13 protein-coding genes and 1 pseudogene are annotated in these 25,606 nt (G+C 50.0%); 2 read left to right on the forward strand and 12 right to left on the reverse strand.

Annotation, left to right across the window (positions count from 1 at the left end):
• Positions 1-148: 148 nt before the first annotated feature.
• The gene (locus tag ACZ5RI_RS10425; protein WP_464512579.1) at positions 149-1,396 is read left to right on the forward strand and encodes a hypothetical protein; all 1,248 of its coding nucleotides are present in this window, start codon (positions 149-151) and stop codon (positions 1,394-1,396) included.
• Between the two features lie 65 nt (positions 1,397-1,461).
• Here ACZ5RI_RS10425 and ACZ5RI_RS10430 read toward each other — a convergent pair whose 3' ends face one another.
• The 12 genes and pseudogenes from ACZ5RI_RS10430 to ACZ5RI_RS10485 all read right to left on the reverse strand — a co-directional run bounded on the left by ACZ5RI_RS10430 (position 1,462) and on the right by ACZ5RI_RS10485 (position 12,584).
• A complete protein-coding gene (locus ACZ5RI_RS10430) occupies positions 1,462-2,160 on the reverse strand; it encodes a glycosyltransferase family protein (protein WP_464512584.1) in 699 nt (232 codons plus the stop codon).
• Position 2,161: 1 nt separating this feature from the next.
• Positions 2,162-3,655 (reverse strand): glycosyltransferase family 2 protein, encoded by a 1,494-nt coding sequence (locus ACZ5RI_RS10435; protein WP_464512589.1) that lies wholly within the window; start codon positions 3,653-3,655, stop codon positions 2,162-2,164.
• Positions 3,652-4,281 carry an HAD family hydrolase gene (locus ACZ5RI_RS10440; RefSeq protein WP_464512593.1) on the reverse strand — a complete coding sequence of 210 codons (630 nt, stop codon included), beginning with the start codon at positions 4,279-4,281 and terminating at the stop codon, positions 3,652-3,654. Before ACZ5RI_RS10440 ends, ACZ5RI_RS10435 begins: the two co-directional genes overlap by 4 nt.
• Positions 4,238-5,020: a glycerophosphodiester phosphodiesterase family protein gene (locus ACZ5RI_RS10445; RefSeq protein WP_464512596.1), complete on the reverse strand. Its 783-nt coding sequence runs from the start codon at positions 5,018-5,020 to the stop codon at positions 4,238-4,240. Before ACZ5RI_RS10445 ends, ACZ5RI_RS10440 begins: the two co-directional genes overlap by 44 nt.
• Before the next feature lie 169 nt (positions 5,021-5,189).
• Complete coding sequence (ppc, locus tag ACZ5RI_RS10450; protein ID WP_464512600.1) at positions 5,190-7,895, reverse strand: phosphoenolpyruvate carboxylase; 2,706 nt, start codon at positions 7,893-7,895, stop codon at positions 5,190-5,192.
• Positions 7,896-8,294: 399 nt separating this feature from the next.
• Complete coding sequence (locus tag ACZ5RI_RS10455; protein ID WP_464512605.1) at positions 8,295-8,531, reverse strand: hypothetical protein; 237 nt, start codon at positions 8,529-8,531, stop codon at positions 8,295-8,297.
• Entirely contained in the window at positions 8,528-8,725 is a 198-nt protein-coding gene (locus ACZ5RI_RS10460) for a hypothetical protein (protein WP_464512609.1), read from the reverse strand. Before ACZ5RI_RS10460 ends, ACZ5RI_RS10455 begins: the two co-directional genes overlap by 4 nt.
• Positions 8,726-8,768: 43 nt before the next feature.
• Positions 8,769-10,031 carry a WD40 repeat domain-containing protein gene (locus ACZ5RI_RS10465; protein ID WP_464512613.1) on the reverse strand — a complete coding sequence of 421 codons (1,263 nt, stop codon included), beginning with the start codon at positions 10,029-10,031 and terminating at the stop codon, positions 8,769-8,771.
• 252 nt (positions 10,032-10,283) lie between these two features.
• Positions 10,284-10,379: pseudogene (locus tag ACZ5RI_RS10470) on the reverse strand (integrase core domain-containing protein); the annotation flags it as partial.
• A gap of 130 nt (positions 10,380-10,509) precedes the next feature.
• Entirely contained in the window at positions 10,510-10,854 is a 345-nt protein-coding gene (locus ACZ5RI_RS10475) for a hypothetical protein (RefSeq protein ID WP_464512618.1), read from the reverse strand.
• A gap of 169 nt (positions 10,855-11,023) precedes the next feature.
• Positions 11,024-11,644: a 4'-phosphopantetheinyl transferase family protein gene (locus ACZ5RI_RS10480; protein ID WP_464512622.1), complete on the reverse strand. Its 621-nt coding sequence runs from the start codon at positions 11,642-11,644 to the stop codon at positions 11,024-11,026.
• Positions 11,645-12,044: 400 nt separating this feature from the next.
• Complete coding sequence (locus tag ACZ5RI_RS10485) at positions 12,045-12,584, reverse strand: YcjF family protein (RefSeq protein ID WP_464512627.1); 540 nt, start codon at positions 12,582-12,584, stop codon at positions 12,045-12,047.
• Between the two features lie 462 nt (positions 12,585-13,046).
• On the opposite strand from ACZ5RI_RS10485, the gene ACZ5RI_RS10490 reads away from it, so the two are divergent.
• A complete protein-coding gene (locus ACZ5RI_RS10490) occupies positions 13,047-25,508 on the forward strand; it encodes an amino acid adenylation domain-containing protein (RefSeq protein ID WP_464512632.1) in 12,462 nt (4,153 codons plus the stop codon).
• Positions 25,509-25,606 lie beyond the last annotated feature (98 nt).

The following is a 25,606-nucleotide window of genomic DNA, read 5'->3' on the forward strand; positions in this document are numbered from 1 at the left end:
TTTTATTTACCTAGAAAGGAATCAATTATAGGTTGATACTAAACATGCCTGATTTAAAAGACAAATAGCCTGATACCGCCCCCCCCCTAAGCAATTCTTGTGCTGATAAAACGCACAGATAGCCAGAACAAACGACAAAGCGGAGCCAATGAAAAGAAACGTCATTGCCATTGTCACCGGCTACACAAAAACCGACGCTCTGAACAAGGTCAGCTTCGAGCAATTACGCAAATTACGAAGCGCAGGCGTCATAGACCGCATTATCTATGTATCCTGGGATAGTCCACGCCTCGATGATTTGTTCAGCACGATTGCAAAATTTCCCGATATTGAAATTATGAGAGTTCCAGAGCCGAAAATCGAAGGTGCCCCACTACAAAAGAGCATCATATATCAAATACGCAACCTCGAAGCGGCGCTGCAATTTATCAATGATGACGATGCCTTGATATTAAAAACACGTCCCGACTTTGTTTTTGCAAACGAGGATTTTATCAAACAAAAAATTCTGGACTTTGATAAAAACTGCGCGCCATCAGATCTGCCAAAGCGGTTAAAGCTACAATCACCTAAACCCATTTTTGAGCGAAAAATATGGGTGCCATGGGCCAGCGCATCAGAACCACTTTTTATCAGTGATGCGGTTTTTCTTGGCCTAAAACGTGACATAGATAAACTAGCAGATCGTGCAGCCGAACCGTTTCTGGAAATCTTGTGGGATGAACGCTGTGACCGAATTTCACATATCTGTCGGTTTCTCAATATATTTCAAAACGACTACCCCTTACTGCGTAAGTTTGGTCAAAACATCCGTTATTTCATCAGCACTCTGGATTACCGGGATTATTTTGCCTTTTTCTGTAGAAAACAACCATTCTTTTGGCGCCTTGCCGTGCTGAATGCCTGGCTACTGGAAACACATTTTCACATCGACGGCGGGCATAATGGTGATCTGATTTTCTGTTCACATCATGCCAACCTGTTTGGTAAAATCACAACAATTAAGGATATAAAATTTGAACCCCCACTTACAACAATTGATCTGTGGCGGAAAAACATAACCGTAGGATCACTAAAGGTATGCTGCGAATATTCCGTTACAGTCCTTGCAGATGATAGATGGCAACACGCATTATTTACACGAAGTCGAATTGATAATTTTAGTCACTCCGATATAATTCGCATACTGAAAGAATCCATCAGCTATGACCCGAAAACCATAAAAAATATGGAGGCTGATTTTTACAATGAAGCTGACCGCATTTATAAAAAATATATAACTGATAACCCCGGCGTTCTTAGCGATGATGGCGTTATCGAGCACCCAAGCCGCAGTCGAAAATTGTTAGAAGAAAAACGCATTGCCGAAGCTTTACGAAATGTCAAACAAGCCTAGAATTTAAAGATGCATGTAAAAATTTAGCGCTGTGACAGAAAAATAAACCTTTATACTGCAGCGCTTTATAAGATTTTTATATCCCGAACATTGTTTGCTTTAATCGGCATTACTGTCATGCCTTGCGCAATAACCCCATTCAGTAACGGACATACATACAGTAAATTATTAAATGATAAAGCATCTGCATGTCTCACAGAGTGTGATAGCGCAGAAAGCAAAACTCCAACAGAATGAAAAAAATACACCCCCGCTGAAGCATGGTTTGAAATAACCACTTTTTCACGGCAGCGGTTAACGCAACCATGTTGATCATATTCCAGATATGAATATTTTTGATCGTCCGACAGAAATGTTACAGCAATACCGCCAATATTGGGCGCAGCGATAAAAGATTGAATTAAAGCCATATCACAATCAAAAAGTATGTCACATAAATCAACCACGATTGGCGTATCAAATTTCCTTATCAATCCAAGTGCGCTTGCCGTACTAAGCGCGGCACCTGCGGTGTAATCCGATAAAAAAACGACCCTACACCCGGAATACCAAACAGAAAGACGATCTGATGCGAAACGACGAGACATCTCACTATCATGTAATACAAAAATCAGATCTTTAGCTTGCAAAAAACCGCACAGCCACCACGGCCTGCTTTCCAGTGCACGGCGCAACAGCGGCATTTCATCAACCAGATATTCTGACTTAACCGTACCATCGCTCCGCTCAAAATCAGGCCCAGCAAGCGGAATAATTCCAATCATTTTACGCACCCACTTTCAAATTGCTCATATAGAGGTTAAGATCATCCGGCGTCCCGATGCCGTGCATGGATGCCTTCTCAATCTCATAAACGCCAATCTTCAAACCATTTTTAATGGCGTAATTATACACTGGGCATGTATAAAACTCATTATTGATACGATCATTCTGCGCGATCATATCAATGGCACTACGAACAAAATCCATACCACGCCGAAAAAAGTAAATTCCTACAGTGGCAAGATCCGATATAGCGGCTTTTTCTGCGACCTGTACCACCATTCCACCATCACCTAATTTAGCAAATGACCATTTCGTTTTTTTCTCGGGATCTTTAAATACCAAAATAGATCCATCCAGATCACGTTCAAAACAGTCATCAATCATGTCATTTATATCAATATCAATAAGCTGATCAGAGTTTGCGATTAAAAGAGGTTTGTCGTTATCAATGCTGCCTCTGGCATGCAATACGGTACAAGCGGTTCCCTCGGTCAACTTATCAATTGCAACGATTTCGACACCGTCATTGCGTAGCTGAGAAACCAGCCCCCCCCTTGATACAATATGATCCTGACGCAGGATTACCGTAGTTTTCGCATTGCGTACCCCTAAATTTTTTCTAACCCGCTCAATCATCGGCAGCCCGACGACATCTATAAACGGCTTAGGATCCTTATATCCAGCGTCTACAAACCGACTACCATTCCCGGCAGCTGGTATCAGGACCTGAACAATTTTGCGGCGCGCATCAATTTTTTCTAAAATATCCGTACATGCTCTTTCAAAGCTTTCAATTTGCTTGGGATGATAAAAGCTATAGTAACGTTCATTTGGGAGGTTAAAAGCGTAGATTTTTTTTCCGGCTAAAACGAGCTCGTTTAATGAAGACGATATATAAAATTGCCCGTTATGATCTTCATTATACAAAATTGCCGACTGTGCGGATTCAAAGAAATCTCCCGCTTTTTTAAAATAGTAGAATCCAGCAATGGCATTTTTGCTAATGACACTTTTTTCAGCGGCATAGGTAATGCGGCCATCATCTTTAATCTGAACATATGACCAGCGTGGATGAATTGAATCAAATGTAATCACACCACCATCAGCGTCAAGAGATTGAAATTTATCAATATAATTTGAAATTTGCGCATCGATCAGTTGATCGCTATTTGCAATAATGAGTGGCTCATCAAAAGGAATATTGTCTATGGCATCAAGGCAAGAGCATAAGGCACCACCAGTTCCCCGGCCAAGCGTAATTGTTTTTGACAGACCGTCGGTCAGCAGACTGAACACTTTCTCGTAGGAATAGCTTACAGCATCCTCTGTTGAGGTAATGAAGAAAAATTGGGCTGATTTTGCCACGGTTTTAAGATTATCAATAACCCAGGCGATCATCGGCCGCCCACCGATTTCAATCAGCGGACGCGGATAAGCAAATTCCTCTGGCGGAAAGAACGGACTTTTACCAGCAATTGGAATGAGAATATTCATGCTGACACTCCTTCCGCATATGCGATTTCAGCCTTGACGCGGTCATACGTTACGTCATTCACGGAATTAACACACATGACGTAGGCGCCACTGCCCCTTGCAGCGCGGATACCGTTTTCATTATCTTCAACAACCAAGCATTGGTCAGGCTGGAAACCAAGTTTATGCATAGCTGTCAGATAAATTTCCGGATCAGGCTTGGCTTTGCTGACATCTTCGTTTGAAAGAATAACATCCATATATTCGTACAGAGATGATAGCCGCATCATCGTCTCGACAGACTGTCGCACCGCATTTGAGCAAACGGCAATTTTATACCCTTCCCTGCTCAGCGCCCCAAGGGCAAAGCGGTGGATAAATTGCGGCTTGCAGGAAGTATAGACTTTCTCGAGCGTATAAACCTGTTTCAACCGATTGATAAAGGGGATTAGCTTTTTCGGCAAACCATGGGTTTGCGCAAGAATCTCAAGTTTAGTCTTAGTTGGTAACCCGTCATAAGTCGTCAGGTGCGCTTCCCGTTCGATGGTAAAACCAAACAGCTCGAGCGCACGATTTAGTGCCTGATAATGCCATTCTTTGGCTTCAATCAGAACGCCGTCCATGTCGAACAATATCGCTTTGATCATGGTTATCACCCAACAAGAAAAATTGTTTTGCGTCTTCAGGGTAATCTGTACAGATCATTATAGCCGAACATCTCGTGTTATAGTTTTCACTACACCGCAACGCATTTCGCCAAACGGACCACGCTTCAAGATGCGGTTTCCCATGTAGTTCAGGGGAAACAAGTGCCACCGTTTTATTTTCATTTATAAAATAGAGTATTTTATTTTCATCCGCCCACGGATTTTCAAAGGCATCAACCCAAACGCCCTGGCATACATCCAGCCGGCAGGGTAAGGCTTCATATTCGCTATGGCGGGTAAAAGTTATAATTTCAGAATTGTTATAAGAGAGCATGTCAGGTACGGACATGTCGAAAACAAAACACGTTTTATGCATTTGGTGCTCTGTCAACAGATGTACTATTTCAGGTGCCAGACCATCCGCTTTGATATTGATCGCCATGCGCCCCGGTGTGCCACATTTCTGATAAAGATCTAGCACCGTAGAAAACCGAAGACATCCAGCACGCGGCGGATCATGCGACACAACCAGCGTTCCATCCAAGTCACGCACATCTAGCTCGACGCCAAAACCAGCTGTGAAAGCCCGTTCAAACGCGGCAAGAGTGTTCTTTTCTTCAGCACTCTGCCAAAGACCGCGATGCGCTAGAATGATCATGGATGCCCCATAAATCCTGATCTGTGAACGTGCGGCCCCAAACGCACCGCGCCCGGCATAAAACACCTGTTTCAGCGCCACCGCCGAAACACAGAACACAGGCCGTACGATATTAAATGTTTTAAAATATTAATCAACTATAGCGTGCCAAGTACCTCGAATGGATCTATGCCGGCTAAAACGACTAGGGCCGGGACAATCCTGCAGATCATCCCGGCCCCATTATGATAACACCGTGCAAACGCCAGCCTTAGCCGCTATTGCGCAAGCCCGCAGACACACCATTGATCGACATGTGGATAGCATGGCGGGTCTCTTCGCTTTCGTCACCGGCACGGCGGCGGCGCAGAAGATCGACCTGCAAATAGTTCATCGCATCGATATAGGGCCAGCGCAGGCGCAATGTGGCCAAAAGATCCGGATCATGCTCGAGCAAAAAGCTTTGCCCGGTAATGGCCAGCAGCACCTCGATCGTCAAATGCCATTCACTTTCAATCCGCCCAAAGACGGTCTTTGCCAGTGCACCATCCTGAACCAAACCGCAATAAAGCCGCGCGATCGGCAGGCTGGTCTTGGCCAGAGCTTGCTCCATATTTGACAAGGTGGCACGGAAAAAGCGCGAGCTTTGATACAGCGCCTTCAGACCATCCACGCCGACATCCTGCGCTGCCGTACCGAAGCCGTACCAGCCGGGCAGCATCACCCGGGACTGAGACCAAGAAAAGACCCATGGAATAGCCCGCAAATCCCGAATTCCTGCAGCGGCAGAGCGTGCCGCCGGACGGCTACCGATATTCAGCTCGGCAATTTCATGAAGTGGTGTGGCTTCACGGAAATAACGGTCGAACCCTTCCACCCCGTAAACCAGCGACGTATAGGTCTCGAACGCCTTCTGGCTGAGGCGCGAAAAGACCTCACGCCCGGCATCTTCAGCCGCGTCCTGCGTATCCTTGAGTTCCGAAATAATGGCGGCGGCAACAATCGTCTCCAGACTCTTGCGACCAATTTTGGGATCGCCATATTTGGCCGCAACAACTTCTCCCTGCTCGGTAATGCGGATACCTGCGCGGTTTGCGCCGCGGGGGAGCGCACGGATAGCCTCTTTATTAGGCCCGCCTCCACGACCAACCGCCCCACCGCGGCCATGGAAGAAGCGCATGGTGACGCCCTTAACTTTGCCCAAGGCGACCAGTGACTCGATACCGGACTGGATCTCCCAGCTGGAGGTGAAATAGCCACCATCCTTGTTGCTGTCGGAATAGCCGATCATTACTTCCTGTACGTTGCCCTGAACGGCCAGCATCTGCCGCGCCAACGGCAGATCGAAATAGGCCGACATAGTCGCAGAACAGTCCCGCAAATCCTTAATCGTTTCGAACAGGGGAACGATGCGCAGGCTAGCGCGGCATGGGGAGCCCACGCGCAGCAACCCGGCTTCGCGCATCAGCACCGCAACCTCAAGCAAGTCCGAAACATTTTCGGCGTTGGAAATCTCGTAGCGGCCAACAGCCCATTCACCGAAGCGCTTTTTAAGCGCCGCAGCACGATCTGCGATATCCAGTTCACGCTGTGTTTCGGCGCTATAGGCCCCATCAGGCAGACGCAGCAGGCGCGGCGAAGACAGCTCCCTTAAAAGCAGCGCAACGCGATCCTGTTCCGAAAGTGTGGCATAGTTTGGCTCGACGCCTACCGAGGCCAACAGCTCGCCAACGGCACGGGCGTGCACAGCCGAATTCTGGCGCAAATCCATTGTCGCTAAATGGAAGCCGAAAACCCGCACGGCCGTGCGTAAATAGCCCAAAGCCCCTTCAGCCAGATCAGCATCCCCGTTTTTGCGCAGAGAATCCGCAATAATCTCCAAATCTGCCGCGAAATCTTCTGGCGTCAGATAGGGTTCATCCTCCCATTTGGGCGGATGCTGCCCCGCATCCCCGACCAGCACCTTACGCGTGGCCGACAGCCGCGCGTAACAGGTCGATAACGCACGGCGATAGGGCTCGTCATGCTGATGCAAATAGGTATGTTCGGCACTGGCCATCAATGCCTTGAGCTCGTCCGTGACACCAACATAGGTGTCTGAAAGCGATAGCTCGTGGCGCAGATCGTTCAGCTCTTCGAGATAATAGTCGATAACCGTCTCGGCCTGACGCCGCATGGCATATTCAAGCGTATCGGCGGAAACAAACGGATTACCGTCACGGTCGCTGCCGACCCAGGTTCCAGGTTTCAGAAAAGCCGGGCTTTTATCCGAAAGACCGAACAAACGGCCGGCCTGGCAAACCACCCCGGGAGCTTCACGCAGGAACGTCCGCGCGAAAATCTGTACCGCATTCTCGATCTCGTCCGTCACCCGGATGCGACTTTGGCGCATCATTCTGGTTTTCCACAGAATGCGGATTTCGCGCTCGATCTTGCGGTCGATCTCTTTCTTCTTCCAATCGCCTTCCTCGCAGCGATCACGATCGATCAGCAGGCGGGACATATAGGTCTCGCGATCCAGAATACTCTGACGCCGGACCTCGGTCGGATGGGCTGTAAGAACCGGGGCCATGACGGTATTCTCAAGATACCGCGCCACCTTTTCGGTTGGCAGATCCCCCATATCCTTCAGTTTTTGTAGATCCCCCTCACCGGTTGCGCTGCGTGCGGCGTGGGTTTCTGCGACATTCGTCAGGCGCGCAAAAATCGAAAACGCGCGAATGAGAAGCAACAGCTGCTTACCGTCCAGCTCCGAAAGCGTTTGGGACAACTCGGAACCGAACCCTGCATTTCTATGCTCTTCAATGGCTTGTCGGCGGATAGCCTCAACAAGGTTCAGATCCGCCGTGCCCTGTTCAAGACACGCGGGATCGGTTCCATATTGTTCGATTATGACTTTGCCTAGAAGGTGGCCCAGAAGACGAACGATTACCCAACTTTGGCCGTTGGGATAAGACTTTTCATCAGAATGACTCATGGCAAGGCGAATGTTGCGGCCTTTCCCGTAAAGATCAAGGGGCTGTCTCAGATAAGATGGTTAAAAATGACACAAAATAGAACGCAAGCACAGTCGCAGTGCCACACCCAAACCACGTATGGATAGACGGCTGTCCCAAATCCTGTTCTAAGAAATGAACAGCAATAAAGTTTCTCCCCCCAACACCTGACCGGATAAGTGTCAAATCAAAATATTAAAATAACAAAACAAATACAATATGTTAGAACAAAATCACAAACTGTAACCTTACTTTACCAAGGTGACACCCTAACTGCAAAGCCGCCGCATCAATGCACTTCATACAACGATAACAGGCTGAGACATCTCTGGGTTGCCATACTAACCGGTTGAGCCAAAACGCAGAGAAAACGAGCAAAATCAGACCGATGCGATGTAACAGCACACCAAAGCGTCATCGGTTAACTTTCCGACCCAGCCATCATGCTCCAGCAGAACACGGGCCTGACTAACCGATAGAGGCTGACCATTAAGCTCTAGTGTCGCGATACCAGTGCAGACACCGTACGGATTCTCGACGACGATGTCATAACGGCTAGTGCCGTAGCGATAGGTAATCTCGAACTTGGGCCATGCCTTCGGGATACATGGGCTCATGCCCCCTCATCCGGGGAGACATATTTATACCCTAAAAAATGCATCCCGAGGAAATCGTCCGTAGGACCACCAACAAATGCAGGTTGCCCTGTCGGGGGCCCGTCTTCTGTCGGGGTCCCGAGATGGTAGACCTTGTCGGCCAACAGGGCACATTTCAGTTGCTCGAGAATATTGTGAATATCCGGTTCAGACATGTCGCCCCCAACAGTCAAAAAAGATACAACCTTATCACCTCAGTTACCGTGCGATCTTCAACACCTTCACGCTTTTGCCCATGACATATGCAAGCAACTTACCGTCCGGACTGAAAGCGATGTCTTTCAAACCTACAGAGTCGTAGTTTTTTTCGGCTAGAAGCTGTCCGGTCTCAGTATCCCAAACTAACAATCTTCCAAGCCCAAAAGCCCCTTTTGTGGCGACCACGAGCCTTCCGTCACCACTGATAGATACGCCTCCCACGGTACCGCTCGGACCAATGTATTTTCGTTTCAGCCTGACTGTTTCACCGTCGAAGGCGCGTACAAGTTCCGGAGCCGGATCCGAATAAGTCCGAAGTTCTGCATTTTTCACTCTCGGGCCGCGTGGAAACAGACTCTGTTCCACCTCTGAGGTCCCCCCGACGACGATATCGCCGGTCTTTTTATTAAGGGCAATTGCGGTAACCCCGAGCTGAAACGCCTGCACCTGAACCATCGACTTTCCATCAAGAGACCACCCCACCAGCGTCCCTTGATGCGCAAACCAAAGCCGACCACGATCTTCGTCCAGAACAAGACGCCCACTGGTAAAGCCCCACCCCGTTTCCGGAACGCCCTCTTGGGCAATAAATTTATTCGTAACGGCCCCGGTGCGCGTGTCGAATGCAATCACCTCATTCGTCTCGCCGGGAATCGCATAAAGCGTCTTGCCGTCGTGGCTAAGTGCCATGTCCAAAGCCATAGCATAACCGCCAGACAGCGGTTCATGGTATGTGAATGCGCCAGAGATGGAACCGTCGCGCGTGTCAAGTATCGAGACGGATACGTCCCGTTTCACTGAGCCGCGCGTCACTGCGGAAGCGGTATACAAATGTGTCCCATCAGACGAAAACAGCAACCTGCAGCAAGGCGGGGGATAATCGCTTGCCAGTTTCTCGATCGCCCACATCGTACGGCCGGTGGCGCGGTCGATCAAAGCCACCTGCTTATCTTCATCATAGGAAACGGCCAGACGGCGGCCGTCCGGGCTCCAGGCGATCGACACGACAGTGGACGGAAAATCATAACTGGCAATTTCATCGTTCAACATGGCACTATCCCGTTTGAGGGATTTTTCCCCATCTTGTTTTAAATGGCGGGCATAGCTCTGCTCAAGATCCGACGACGCGGCAAAACACGCCAACGTGCCCCCGCACGGCAGCAACGGAAGCAGTAAAAATAATACTGTTTTGCAAGTCCCATTCATCGCTTTTCCCCCATCTTCCGCCTTCGTAGCTCGACGCAATTCCAAACCGCTGGACACAACATGTCGCCCAACTGTCACGGCAGCCGGACCCACAGATTTGCTGTTTGCATAATATTCCCCACAGACCTGCGCAGCCCAAGCCTTGCCGCTAAGTTCGCCCCTAGCTTATGAGCATGCCCCCAACACTAGACCACGAGAGTTAGAAAATTCTGACTTCTTTGGGCGAGTGGCTGGGGCCGATGATGCCGACGCCCGGACAAGCTCTCTCGGCGTTCGTACGCTGTCGCTACTCACTATTGCCGATATATTGTGTGGACGCACCTCATTGTAGTCTCTACGCAAAGCCTCGCATTTTCGACGCGCTTCGTCGAGGCTCAAAAACCAGTTTGCATTCAGGCACTTCGCCTAGGCCTCATTCGGATGTGTGGCGCCCAACGATCCTCATGCTATTTCTCCCGAACTAATGTTTTGATGGTTTGGGCCGCATTTGCAGGCCCGATTCGCAATATAACCGCCAGATGCGTATGCATTGACCTTACATCATTCTCGTCGCAGCAAAATGTGTATTCACCGATATCCATAACGCACTCACGTTTCGGTAATCTTCTTGCCCCGTTGCTTCAGATCCGCAGGCTCGGGTCATCGTGCGTGGTAATGATAAATCGATCTCACAACTCAAAGCGCGTGGCAGGCTCGACAAATGCTCACTTGCCACGCCACAAATACATGATCTACCATCTGCCGCTTCAGGGCAGGCTTCATATTTTTCAGCGGATGACGTCCTACAGCATCGCCTTGCCAGACGAAGATCGGCCACCAGCTTCTTCAGCTTACCATTCTCTTCTTCAAGCTGCCGCAACCGCTTCATCTCGGACGGCATCAGTCCACTTTACCGTTTGCGCCAGTTATAGTATATCGCCTCCCCGTTTCTAACCTCACGACACACCACCGATATGGAAAATTCTCCGTCCGGCCAAGAACTTAAATTAGAATTTTCTAGTTTTAGATGGTCCAGTCTCCGGAAGACAGGTCAAAACATTTTTTTATTTTTACGTGCAGCTGGCGCGAGATATCCAATTGGTTAAATCAGCCGCACTTAAACTATGACTATTGACGACCTCACTCGACTTATTCCAAGCCAACGTCAAAATATGATCGGACGTTGGCATCGACTGCCATAGTGCCCAGCGCTGTGTTAGACCCGTCGCACTCATTTGCTCTATACGAATTTCAGAAACGGGTTGGGAAAGCCCCACACCTTCAGCCTTGACGACGGCTTCTTTTGCTGTCCACAAAGTAAGAAATGCGCGTTTCCAGTCAGGAGCGGCGTCAAGTTCCGCCCGTTCTTCAAGTGTCAGCATAAACTGCATCGAGCTACGCGACACATATGCCCCACCTAAAGCTTCAACATCAATACCGACGGTGGCGTGTAATGATATCGCCAGCGCAATCAGGTTTGTCGTGTGAGATAGATTGAACTGCGGTGCAGCCTTATGTGATAAAAATGGCTTGCCAAAACCGTTTGTATTAAATTGCAATGTTTTTGCGCACTGGTTAGAGAACGTTTCCGCCAGTACAATCCGTTTTAAAGCATGAGCGGCAACGAAGGCCAGACGATCCCGCGGCTGAAAAAAACTATTAGCACGCAAAATCTCTGAATCATCTAACACCGAGAGCCATACAACAGGTGCGCACTCGACCTCTGTCAGATCAATGCTGTAAACCTCAGGCACAGATTATGACACGATGTCAGGAGACACCGACGCATTATCTCCACATCGGTCATTCTTATTTCTGGTGTCAGAAGCAAAAAGTACGATCAGGCCTACGAAGGGGGTAAGAGCCAATGAACAAAAAAAATACCCCCAAAAGCCAAACTTTTTATTTCGGCCAAACCAGCCAATAATAAGACTTATTACGATAGCAAACAGAAAAAGTTCCACGACAAAATCTCCACCCCAACGGACAGAACGACCATCTAACGCTCAGCCTATCAGCTTTCAGTCACAGAACACACCACAACGGAAGGCGAAAACCATCCGGATCAGGAACGTACAGAATGAGACAGGCTTAACTGGCAGCCTTTTGCTGCTGAGCCTCACCACGCAAGTTCGATGCAACATCCTTCCCCGCACAGAACTGTTCGGTGAAAGTTTTTTTCATCTTACCTGCATCAAAATCCAGAATAGTGCCGCCAGCCTCGTAATGCTGGACAAACACTTTACCAACCGCATAGGTCGCAGCCCCTAACATAACAGGCATGGTAACCGCACCAGCAGTCTGCCCGATTATGGGGACAAACTTCAGCAGGCTGATGACCACCCCACCAGCAGCGACAGGGAAAAGCCCACCAAGCAATGACGTTAAAATTGCCTTACTTCTATCTTGCTCAAACGGGACACCATATTCGATGGAAAGCTTTTTAATCAGATTGAGCTGAACCGCCAGCGCCCCGACAATGTCGACCACGGGGATGGGAACCAAGCCAACCCCCATCGACGACAAAATGTGGTTCTTCGAAAGTGAATCCACACGCTGAGCCCGAACAACCGGATCAACAGGGGTACTGTCTGCGGTATCTGCAGGACTTTCATTGGCTTTTTCGGACATAACGTCGGCCTCTCATATTTCAAAGGGCAAAAACACACATCAAATCACCTATACGGATGACACCTAATACCACAAAATACAAAATTAAACTATACCGAGATTATTGATATTGTACATTAGTATTCATATAAATTTACATAATACTCTATAGATATCATACCCTTATATATTTATAAAATTGAAAACACACCTTCCGTTACAATTATTAGTATAAATTTCTTTTTTCTGTTATTTTTTGAGAACATCTTACCCTGTAGGTCCAAATTAACATTTACTTTCGGGGAAACGGACCCAGCCATAGCAATGTCAGAGATTAAGTCATATCACCGCTCACCAGACACAATACATACAAACGACGCTGGTCCTTGTAAGTGTTGGCCACCACTACGATTTCAGGATTGCTTCGAGGCCATAGCGGACCAACAGCCCAACGAACCGGCCATTATCTCCGATACGGTCATCATGACTTATCGGGATATAGAACTCCGGGCGAATGCCCTTGCCGGCACCCTCAACACCCAAGGCTTGGAACACGGGCACCCCGTTGGGGTCCTGACCGAACGATCTGCAATGCTTCCAATCGCGCTTTTGGCGATTCTTAAAGCTGGGGGCGTCTATGTGCCAATGGCGGCAAACCTTCCAACAGACCGGCTCGTCAACATTGCCCAGCAATCAGGTATGCAGCATCTCATTGCATTGGATGGACTGCCCCCCCCGACCGAGCTTTTGAATCGCCTGAACCAGACGGCAAAACACGCCGTTACCATCCTTCGTCCTGATGATCTCCGCGCAGGCCACATAGCGGGTAACGCAGCACGGCCCAGAACCGTGGGCAATCCGACAGATGTTGCCGCCATCCTATTTACATCCGGATCGACCGGGCAGCCTAAAGGGGTCCAGCTACAGCACGACGCAATCATAAATATGGCCTATGGGCATATAGAGGCTCAAAAGATTACCTCAAAGGATCGCGTTTTACTTGCCACGGCGCCAGGTTTCATATTGGGCCTGCGCGAAGTCTGCACCCCCTTATTGGCAGGGGCAGCATTTGTCCCCGCATCGCGTGATCTGCTTGACGAGCCGACAAAACTTCTTGAAATGATGTCTCGTCACCGGGTTAGCATAGCGCACTTCACCCCATCCTATCTGCGTTTGTTTGGTGGCGCCGTCCCAACAGGCCTGCGATGCCTGATTACCGCGGGTGAACGGCCAAACGCCGAAGATGCCCGCAGCTATGCCCGCACAGTAGAGTATTGGAACATACATGGGGCAACGGAAGTTTGTGGGACAATCTGTATGATGCGGGTTGATCCGCATGGACATGGCCAGATTCCAAGCGGTCGCCCATTTGCCAACACCTCCGTCCACCTGCTTGATGCAGATGGGCAAGACGTCCCACAGGGTGAGATTGGGGAGATCTACGTTGTCGGACAAGGTATCGCCCGGGGCTATATTGGTCAGCCGGATCTGACCGCATCAAGTTTCGTTCAAACCCGCTATGGCCGAGCCTATCGCTCACGCGATTTAGGCCGCTGGACGCCAGAGGGAAATCTGGTTGCCCTTGGCCGTGCCAGTGATGTGGTCAAGGTTTCTGGGCAATCAGTCTCACTTGGCGAAATCGAGCTGACACTGATGCGGCATCCCGAAGTCCATCACGCTGTCGCAATTCAGCATGATGGGAAGATTATTGCATTTGTTAAGGGTGCGGCTTCGATACCGGCACAAATAGAAATATGGCATGCGTTTCTTGGGAAAACTTTACCGTCCTATATGCTGCCCGCACGGGTTCTGACACTCGCCGACTTTCCGACTAACACCTCGGGCAAGGTGGATCGCCAAGCCCTTTTGGCACTTGCCACATCTGCACAAACGGTCACAACGGATCCATGCCAAGATCCCCCGACAGGAGAAACGGAACAACACATAGCTGCGGCCTGGGAGGATGTGCTGAATATTCGCCCGATACAGCGTAATGATAATTATTTTTCGCTAGGAGGAACAAGTCTGTTGGCCATCGCCATCAGTCAACGCCTCCTGACATTAGGCCATAATGTTGCAGCCCGAACCATTTTAACGGCCCCTACCATTGCCGCATTAGCCAAGACAATAGCCCAAACATCGATTCCTACGCATGATTCAGCCTCTGCGCATACGGAAGGTGCCGCGACAAAAGGGCAGGAAGATTTCTGGATTTCAGCAACACTTGGCCTTGCTACCACCGGGGCTCAGATCACCCGTATATTGTCCATCAAAGGAAAAAATCCAACCGCAGATCGCTGGAAAAAAGCTTGGGCACAATTAGTCACGCGCCACCCAGCTCTGCGTACCGCATTTTTTACTGCACCTGACGCCTCAATCAGGTGGCGGACAATATTGGCTACGGATATTCCACCCGATGCGGGCTTTTCAATTGACCACGTCCAGAGCGCAGACGATGCCCGGCGCTGCATCGCTGCGCGGGTGGAGACACCATTTTCCCTGACGCAGCCACCGCTGGCCCGCGCAGGTCTGGTGGAACTGAACGAGAATAGTGAAACACTGTTTTGGTTTACCTTACACCATGCGGTAGCCGATGGCCTTTCCGCGCGTATACTGCAAGAAGAAATGCATGCAATTCTGCTGGACCGCCCGCTGTCAGAGTGCCTCGATGGGACAGCAATTGCGGCCCAAGCAGAGCAGGAATATCTGGCATCCCCCATTGCGACGCAAGACAGCCTCTTTTGGCGCAACAAACTGGATGCACTCGCACAAGAGACAACAGAGCCCGTCTTCGGCGAGTTGCCTACAGACAGCAGCCGACCGGTCCAGCCGAGTGGAAAAACTGCGCCCCGCCTTACCGAACGGCTCGATGTATCAACGGTTGCCACACTCACCCAGCTGGCACAATCGCAACAAGTCGGGCTGCATGCCCTTCTTCTGACACTTCTGGCTGCGGAAGCCCGCCGGCGTAGTGGACGATCCACCCTCGTTCTCGGTAGCGGTGTCTCCGTTCGCCCGGCATGGGCCGAAGCAGCCGTTGGATATTTTGTTAACGTGCCACCACTGGTACTGCATGGTGACGAAACGCTGCCGCTTGCTGCACATATTCGCAACACCCAAGCACAGCTGACCGAAGCTTTAGAGCATGCATCTTATCCTACCGGCATGATTTATCGGGAATTTCGTCAACGTCACCCCAACGCCCGGTCTCCGGCACGAACATCGCTTTTTGATATTTCACTCACAGCAAATTCATCCCGAAGCTGCGGCAACCCAACAACGGATTTCTCGCTTACCCCCCGCCCACTTCCAGGTGAAGTCAGCGCCCTTGCAGCCGGACTTGATCTTGCCTTCAGCCATGAACCACTACCCGATAGTGGCGACGTTGAATTAGCCCTGGTGTGGAACCCGGACATCTACCGTCAGGAAACCGCACAAGCGTGGTTAAGTGGATTTGCGGCGTGGGCACGTTGGCTGGCCGAAGTCCCTGCACGGATAAACGTCCCACAGCCACCTCTGCTACCGGAAGAAGTCAAGAAACTTTCCCAATGGGAATATGGACCGTCAATACCCCGCCCGAATATGCGTATTCACGAGGTATTTGAAGCTTTTTCCGATCAGCATCCTGATGCCATCGCTATCGCCACGGAGACTAGCGAATTAAGTTTTTCGGCACTTGATGCTGAAGCAAACCGTATTGCCCAAATTCTCATCCGACATGGCGTTTCACAGCATCAGCCGGTAGCCATTCTCACAGAATGTTCGCCCAGCCTGCCCGCGGCGATTCTGGCCGTGTGGAAGGTTGGTGCCGTTTATCTTCCACTTTCGGTCGAACAACCACAGGAACGCCTCGCCTTCATCGCCAAAGATGCTGGAGCCAAGATTGTCATAGCCCTTGACGGTCTTATCGTACCATCCGAGATAACGGATACCGTAACGCGTGTGCTACGGCCGGAATCTGAACCACGAAGGATGGCAGAGCGCCCAAAGCGTGCCGGATCCCCACAAGATAGCGCCTATATCATCTACACCTCGGGAACAACCGGGCAACCAAAGGGTGTCGCCCTGCCACATGAAGGTGTCATCAATGTCGCCTGCACCTCGGCCGAAGCCACGGGGCTGACACATAATGATCGCGTTGCCCTTGTTACGACCCCGGGGTTTGATGCCTCGATTTGGGAGTTAAGTATAGCACTGGTGAATGGACTGGCATTGGTACCGGTGTCACGTGCCTTACGTGATGATCCATGGGCGCTAAAGAAAAAATATCACGCATGCGGCGTTACCGTCGCCTTTCATACACCATCTTATTTACGGATTTCCAAAGAGACGCCCTTTGAAGGATTGCGAATACTAATAACCGGTGGTGAAGCCCCCAACCATCAGGATGCCCGCGACCACGCATCCTATCTCGACATCTGGAATGCCTATGGTCCAACCGAGACCACCATTATTGCCAGTATGGAGAAGCTTTCGGCCACACCCCAAACCGACCGACCATTATCTACGGGGCACCCCATCCCCAACGCCCGTATCTCTATTCGCAGTGATACTGGTATGACAGCCCCCCCCGGAGCTGTTGGAGAGGTGTGGCTTGGTGGCGTCGGCCTTGCACAAGGATATCTCAATAATCCCGTGCTGACTGCAAAACATTTTATTGAAACATCTGAGGGGCGTTTTTATCGCACGGGGGATTTGGGTCGTTGGACCACAGATGGTCGGCTGGAGCTGCAAGGTCGCATGGACCATCAGGTAAAATTACATGGCCAGCGCATTGAACTCGGTGAGATCGAAAAGACGCTGCAGTCCCACCCCAATATTGCAGAAGCCATAGTGGTGATGGCCGTGGGGGCAAGTGAGACCAAGACACTGCATGGATTTATTCGGCTCAATACAAATGCCGCCATGCCTAGCGAGGACGACTGGCGGACACATCTTAGGGCACACCTGCCACCGCATATGATTCCGGCATCCATTACCGAGGTGGCATTATTTCCTCTGACACCATCCGGGAAACTCGACAGAAAAGCCCTGCTAAATCAGCTTACACTATTAAAGAAAAAAACAGATCAAAGTAAAACACCGCCCAAAACCCCATTAGAAATCCGCATTGCAGCAGTATGGCATGATCTACTTAATGTCACCGTTAAGCGTGAAGATAATTTTTTTGCGTTAGGGGGAAACAGTTTGCTTGCGGTGACACTGGCGCACCGTCTCTCTCAAGATTTTGAACACCCCATTTCGGCCAGAGATTTATTTGCCGCACCGATCTTGTCTGACTTCGTCCAGCGTGTTGCAAAAAACACCACATCCACTCACGCATTGACAGAGCGGTTACCCGAAAGTGACCACGCAACCGAAGGCCAGAAGGAGTTCTGGGTTGCCGAAGCAGCAGGCCTTGATACGCGAACATTTACGATTCCGTTGATCCAAATCGCTGTGGGGAGTACCCAGCCAGTACATTCCTGGCGCACCGCATGGGCAAAGCTTGTGGCACGCCACGAATCCTTACGTACCGCATTTGTTATGGCCGCAGACGGCACACTCCATCGTATAATTTCTCCGCCGACAGATGATAACGTGGCTTTTGATTATGCCACCCGCCCCGATACATCTTCAGCGTTGGTATTTATCCGACAATGCCAGCAGGTCCCCTTCTCTATGGCATCTCCCCCCTTATGGCGTGTAGGGATTGTTGCAATCGAAAGCACTGGTGAACAAATGTTCTGGCTTGCCCTGCACCATTCAGTGGGCGATGGGCAATCTGTCGGCATTCTTTCGGCGGAATTGAGTGCACTGCTGCGCGGCGAAAATCTACCAGAAATTACAGGGTGCTTTGCCCACACGGCAGCACGCGAAAATGCGTATTTAACGGGGCCTGAAGCCAGTGATGATGCACAATATTGGAATTTTGTGCTGGCCCAAGTGTCTGACAGCGCCTTTGAGGAAGGGCAACTCGACACGGCCCGATCAAGCACGGCAGCACCAGGAACGCACCGTTTTGAGGCATGCCTTGATAACCGTACAACTCAGCATCTTAAAACCCTGGCTCAGAACCACAACACAAGTCTACATGCGGTTATACTGGCGCTTCTGGCTTGGGAAGCACGGCGACGGACCGGACGCAACGATGTCATTGTAGGGACAACGACATCGGTCCGTGAAACCGCTGCAGATGGCAGAAACGTCGGATATTACGTCAATATGTTACCCATAGTGGTTCATATGCCGCAAAATCTCTCGTTTGGAGCCCTTCTCAATCAGACGGGTAGAAAGCTTTCGGATGCGCTGACACATGCACGCTATCCCTTCGCACGAATTTATCAAAACCTGCGTATGCAGCGCTCAACTTCCCGCCACCCTGCCCGCTATCCCATCTTTGACATTGCGGTAACGGAAAACCCTCCACAAAACGCTGCGCCGACATCCATAGAGCTGACGCGGCTTTCCAACGCTCCTTATGAATATTGGCATGTATCTCCCGGCGAAGACATGGTTTTAAGCCATGAGCAATTAGCTGATGGTCGATTAATACTGCAATGGCATGTCAATGCGGCCATCTATAGCCGTGAAACAGCAGAGAGCTGGTTTACGTCACTGCGTGACTGGGCCGCATGGTTAACCATGGAGCGACAGGTAGAAAATCCACTGCCCAGCATTTTGCCAAATGAAGCCGTCAAACTCGACAAATGGGAATATGGGGCAAAGATTCAGCGCCCCCCCCTTCGCTTTCATGAAATTTTCGAACAACAGATCGATTTAAAACAACAGAATTCCGACACACACATAGCCATATTAACGCAAACCTTTCAGCGGACATATGCCGAAGTAGAATGTGACGCGAACACTCTGGCTCACGCCATGATCAAACGCAATGTAAGACCCGGTGACACGGTTGGCGTACTGACCGGGCGATCCACCGCACTTACATCCACAGTTCTTGCCATTTGGAAAGCCGCCGCAACCTATCTGCCCTTATCTGCCGATTTGCCAGCGGAACGACTATCCTTTATGGCAAGAGACACCGGCATCAGGCATCTGATCGCACTTGATGGTCTTAAGGTACCAGCCAAACTTGCCGAAACCGTTTCAAGCGTCTTGCGACCAGAAGTGCTTGAGGATGGATTTAAAAACACTCATACCCACCGCCCACAACTTTGTGGATCTCCGGACGATATAGCCTATATTATCTACACATCCGGGACGACCGGTCGCCCTAAAGGAGTGCGGATCAGTCACCGGTCCTACGTTAACATGATCCTAGGTACCGGTGAGGCGTATGGCCTGACAACTGATGATCGCAGCTTGATATTTTCTTCTCCATCCTTCGACGTATCTCTGTCGGACATAGGATTGCCACTAGCTTTCGGAGCAACTGTTTGCCCTGTTTCTTATGATATTTTAAGCGCACCTAATCAGTTCCGAACATTTCTAAACGATCTGAAGATTACTGTTGCGGATATCACGCCTTCCTATCTCAGATTATTTGACGGTGCGGCATTACCATCAGTACGCATTCTTGTCACAGGAGGCGAAGCGCCTTATCCAATAGATGTGCAGAGATATGCTGCCCGCCAACGCTATTACAACGCCTACGGACCAACAGAGAATACCATCAGCAGTACGATGGCCATTTTATCTGCTGAACCACAAGCATTCGTATCCGGTGGGTGCCCACTTCCCAACACAAGCATTCATGTTTGCGATACTAACGGAAATCCAGTTCCCCCAGGTGTAGTAGGAGAGTTATGGCTTGGTGGCACAGGCCTTGCGCAAGGGTATGTCGGACGTCCCGATCTGACAGCATCAACCTTTATCCAAACAGCATGGGGTCGCCGTTATCGTACCGGTGATATGGGACGCTGGCACACAAACGGCAACCTCGAAATTATGGGCCGAGTTGATGATCAGGTAAAGCTCAATGGCATTCGTGTAGAACTTGGTGAAATTGAATCCGCACTTGTGACGCATCCTGACATTGCACAGGCCGTTGTGATATTAGATCACCGGGAGGGACACGAACATAGTCTGTGGGCTTTTGTCAGCCCACGCCCAGGCAGACACGCCCCATCAGAAAACAGCTGGCGAGACTATCTTGCAGATCGTCTGCCGGGCTATATGATTCCATCCATGGTGATAACCGTTACGGCCATACCACTATCAGATTCTGGAAAAGTGGATAAAAGCGCCCTAAAACGCCTACTCGACCGCCAGCATCGAAGCAATGCAGATTCTTCGCCTGAAGAAGGTTTAGAAAGTAAAATTGCGGGTATTTGGCAAGACCTGCTAAAAGTTCAAAATATCCGCCGCGATGATAACTTCTTTTCTCTTGGCGGGCACAGCCTTTTAGCCATCGCCATGATACACCGGATGGAAACGCTTCTCGGGTATCCGGTTCCGGCAAGAGATCTTTTTGCAGAGCCAACACTGCAGGGATTTGCCAGGCGAATTAACCAGACACCCCCATCCGGCCTTTGCGAAACACCCACGGATCTTGCGACGCAAGGGCAGCGTGAATTTTGGGTTGCGGAACAAGCAGGTCTTGATACCCGTGGCTTTATCATACCACTGAGCATGATTGTGCAGAATGCCGAAAATATTTCGGAATCGCAATGGCATGCGGCATGGGCTGCCATGATTGACCGTCATGATGCACTACGTACAGGATTTCGTATTGATGAAGCCGGTACACTCCGTCGTTTCACGGAAACAGATGGAAATGCTGAGCTTGAAATAACCGAACAGCCAGATCTCGATGCGGCCCTTAGTTATAGTCAGAGCCGCCAGGGCAAAGCTTTTGTGATGAGTACTCCGCCCTTATGGCGTGCAGGTATTGTACGCATCCGCCAAACCCAACAGACCCTATTTTGGATATCGCTGCACCATTCGGTCGCAGATGGGGTATCGTTGGGTATTCTGACAAACGATCTTACTAAGCTATTACAAGGACAAACGTTACCACCACTGTCGTTGTCTCTTGATCAGGGGGCGGGGCGTGAATCCACTTACTTATTAAGTCCTGACGGCCAAACCGATTTCCAGTACTGGCGACAGACACTTGCAAAACATGGGCGTGAATCAAAAGATACGACTGCGTCATTCGACGAATGGCCATTGGATTTTGCTCGCCCCGATGGGCGCACTGCGCATACAGCTAAAGGAGCGCATACCTTCCGCATTCCACTGGATGCAAACGTTGCAACACGCCTGCGGACTTTCGCAAGTAAAAATGGGGCAAGTCTGCACGCACTGTTTCTAACGCTAATGGCATTAGAAATTTCTCGGCGTTGCGAGCGATCGGAATTTCTGCTCGGGACAGCAGCTTCAACTCGGGAAACCACCCAGGAATCAGAACTTATCGGTTATTTTGTCAATATGTTGCCTGTTTCATGCCGAATAGACCGAGCCGCGTCTGTCGAACAAAATCTGCGTATGATGCAGGCCGCATTGGCTGATGGATTACAGCATGTTCACTATCCATTTGCGCTTATATATCAGGATTTTCGACGCGATCACACATGGGCCCCGTCTCCCGCACGTTATCCCCTGTTCGATTTTGCTGTGGCTGAAAATCCAGGCGAAGTGCCCCCCCGTGACGGTATCGCGTTTGTAGCACCGCCGACTTTATCGGTGGAAAGTTACAGCCTCCGTCCCAACGCCCCAGCGCAGGATATGGTGCTGGTTCATGAAGGCCGCTCTGATGGCAGCCTGATGCTGCAATGGTATGTCAATGCAGCCCTATACGAAAAAGAAACCGCCGAAGCTTGGATCAACGCACTGGCTGGATGGGCCGATTTCATTACCCGACCAAGCCGCGCAATTGAAACGCCGCTGCCTGCCTTACTTCCTGTTGAAAAATCTTTGCTATCACAATGGGAATATGGGCCTGCATTAGCACTGCCTGCAAGCTTCCCCGCGCAGTTTGATACCTGGTGCAAACGTACCCCAGACAGCCCAGCCATTATTAGCGAGCAGGGCAGCACAAGTTATGCTGCGCTTAACGTCCGAGTGACGGCTTTAGCGCATGCACTGAGAAAAAATGGCATAAAAAAAGATGAGCCTATTGGCGTTTTTACACGCCGCTCAATCCATCTGCCAGAAATTGTCCTCGCAATATGGAAGGCTGGTGCATGTTATGTGCCATTAGCCACGGACCTTCCTGCCGACCGCTTGGCCTTCATTGCACAGGATGCAGCGCTCCACCAAATTGTGGTTTCTGACGGCCAAAGCCTTCCGCCAGAACTCGTCAATGCGGGATATGTGGTTCTTCGTCCAGAAACCTTATTGCAAGAAACCTTCAATGATAACATCTGCGACACGACAGATAGTAAGCCAGAAGATTTCGCCCCAGCTTATATCATTTATACTTCTGGTTCGACTGGAATCCCAAAAGGGGTAGTACTCTCTCATCAAGGCCTAAATAATCTTGGCGTTGCGCTTTCCAGTGCTCTTGGTATCAAGGCTAATGACCGCGTACTGCTAATGGCATCGCCTGCCTTTGACGCCTGGATTTCGGATCTTGCTATGGCATGGTCCGCAGGAGCTGCGATAGTTCCAGTCGTTCGCAGCGAGATGGATGACATTGAAGGTATGCGACTTAAATTATCGCGATTAGAAGTTACGGTTGCGACCATGCCCCCATCCTATCTGCGGTTATTCGAGAAAACAGACTTCTCTAGCCTGCGGATGCTGATGACGGTTGGTGAACCGCCAATAACCGCGGATGCCAAGCACTATGCCACGCGTCTTCGCTATATCAATGGCTATGGCCCAACCGAGAATACTGCAGCTGCAACAGTTGGCGTCCTTGTTCCAAGCATGCCAAAACTAACGGCAGGGAAGCCACTGGCTAACACTGAAGTGCATATTTACAAAAAAAATGGAGAACCCGTTCCACCGGGAACAATGGGGGAGATCTGGCTCGGCGGTAAGGGGGTAGCCTTGGGCTATCTTAATCAGCCAGAACAGACAGCTGCAAATTTTGTACAAGCCTCGAACGGTCGACTTTATCGCACCGGTGATTTAGGACGCTGGACCCAAAGCAGCGATTTACAAATCCTTGGCCGTACCGACAATCAGATTAAACTACGTGGACAGCGGATCGAGCTAGGAGAGATCGAGCATATCATCAACACTCATCCAGACGTGAGCCAGTGTGTCGCGCTGGTGGGAAGCAATCCCAATGGCCGTCAAAGTCTTTGGGCTTTTGTCTGCCTATCCTCTGGGGCTGTCGAACCTAGCCAGAACACATGGCATGATTTTCTGGCAAAAAAATTACCCTCCTACATGCTGCCATCATCAATTATCAGGGTATCTGCCATTCCGCTAACTTCTGTGGGAAAAGTTGATCGATCCGCACTTCTCGGTCTGATTTGCGGTCCAAATGCAATTTTCAACTCAACTGAAAAGTATCAGAAAACACCACCACTCAACGAGAAAGAACAACGTATTGCCCAAATATGGTCCGAGCACCTTGAACGCCCAATTATAAACCGTGAGGATAATTTTTTTGATATTGGGGGCGATAGCTTACGTGCCATTGCAGTCGTCAATCAGCTGCGCCGTACATTCCGCTGTGAGATCGTCGATTTATATGAGCATCCGTGTTTGGCAGATTTTACAGAAATCTGTCAGCACCGCCCCGCGCAACTACGAACACTTATTCAGTCCGCAACGCATCATTGGCAGGACTATCACAACACCCTGTCCGACTACGAAGCCGAACGTACCACTGCACTGGCCCCCCAATGGGATGCATACAAAGCAAAAAATATTGCCTATCAGAAAATTGTACCACAAAACCGGCGCAGCTACGAACAGGTTCTGTTAACGGGGGCAACCGGATATCTTGGTTGTTACCTGTTACGCGAGCTTATGGCACAGAAAAATCGAAGCGTTACCGTGCTGGTACGAGGGGCTGATGACAGTGCAAGCCGATCTCGTTTGGGGGATGTTCTGCGCTATTATTTTGGTACCAAACAAGCCACGGCTATACAAAATGCACCACAATTGACAGTTCGGGCCGGAGACCTGCGTCGCGACGATTTAGGGCTTGCACCCCAAACATATGAACAGATTTCCCGTGAGACACAAGCAATTTATCACTGCGCTGCTAATGTAAAGCATTTTGGTCATTACACGGACTTTTCGGATGACAATGTCAGCGCTACGGCCCGTCTGTTGAAACTGGCTGCCCGGCGTAGCGCCAATCCAGCAGACTTCCATTTTGTCTCGACGCTTTCGACGTGTGGAAAGGCCCCAGAGACAGGATTTCATCTATTCACGGAATATGATGAGGTTCCTGATACTCAGGATAAAAACTATTATATCCGCAGCAAGCAAGAGGCCGAGCGTCTGGTTGTAGCCGCCCGCCAAGACCTAGCCAACGCCACCATCTATCGGGTCGGAAATGTGGTATTTGCGGCTGAAGGTGGCCCGCTACAGCGCAACATTCAGGAAAATGCATTTTTTCGTCAATTAGCAGCATTCCTGCGCTTAGGTATGGTTCCTAATGACTCACATTTATGGCTTTGCCATGTAGACTTAGTCGCGCGCGGATTAGTCTTGCTTGCAGAAACCAGCACACTGGCAAATGAAATCCATCATATTGAAAATTCTCACCGGGAAACCCTCGCAACATTTATTAGGTCTCAGCAGACCATACAGGTTGGCAGCTTCAACGATTTTCTTAATAGACTAAGCGCCGCAATTGACAATCCAGATATCAATACGGCCCTGACAGAAACACTGGAGAATTTTGGCCTCTATCGTGGGATTTCACCACAAGCCCAAGCCAGACGTTTGGAAACCGTATCCACACGAACGCAAATGCTGCTGTCACAGCTCGGGCTTAGCTGGCCAAAGACACCCCCAAGCGGACAGGCGACCCTACTTCGCCACGCAGCGCAGCTTTTCACCAAGAAGATATCGTCCCATGTTATCTAGGAAGGCAAATTTATCTGCCAATTCTGGTAAAACATTTCCGAAAAATCTACTATTGGTAGATTTTTAGACAACTCTACACTACCATATCAATACACTAC

This window comes from Micropepsis pineolensis (genome assembly GCF_055392125.1).